Source organism: Acetomicrobium sp. S15 = DSM 107314 (assembly GCF_016125955.1).
GTDB classification, from domain to species: Bacteria; Synergistota; Synergistia; order Synergistales; family Thermosynergistaceae; genus Thermosynergistes; species Thermosynergistes pyruvativorans.
This window is the reverse complement of record NZ_JADEVE010000278.1, coordinates 1-349: the sequence shown is the minus strand read 5'-3', so window position 1 is coordinate 349 and position 349 is coordinate 1. Positions and strand designations below refer to the sequence as shown.

Genomic DNA, 349 nt, shown 5'->3' with positions numbered 1-349 from the left:
TGAGAGCGTTGGTTATGCAGCCTTGATGAGCAGAATGGGAGCGTTTTTCATGAGCAGCGGAAGCGGAGGCAATAATAACGAACTGTTTCTAAGAGGTGGTGAGATCTCTTAGCGCTTTCGACCAAGATTTTTAACTATAGTATTATTAAATTGATACCTTATAAAGGTAACTGATAACTTTGTCTGATAATTCTAATTTACTTTTCTTTGTCCACAACCGGTATAGTATGAAGGTCATATTTGGCCATGATTCGAGCTACTTCCTCCTGGTCCGTATCGGTGCGAACACAAAATGGATCGGGATTCATTATGGCGCTCACTGGAGTTTGGGGCTCGGCCATGATGAGAT

At 42.1% G+C, this 349-nt stretch carries 1 protein-coding gene; it reads right to left on the bottom strand.

Features of this window, described 5'->3' with window-relative positions; all coding sequences use genetic code 11:
* Positions 1–197 precede the first annotated feature (197 nt).
* Positions 198–308, bottom strand: coding sequence for a CBS domain-containing protein (locus tag EZM41_RS08255; protein WP_232619216.1), 111 nt, complete (start codon positions 306–308; stop codon positions 198–200).
* Between the last annotated feature and the right edge of the window lie 41 nt (positions 309–349).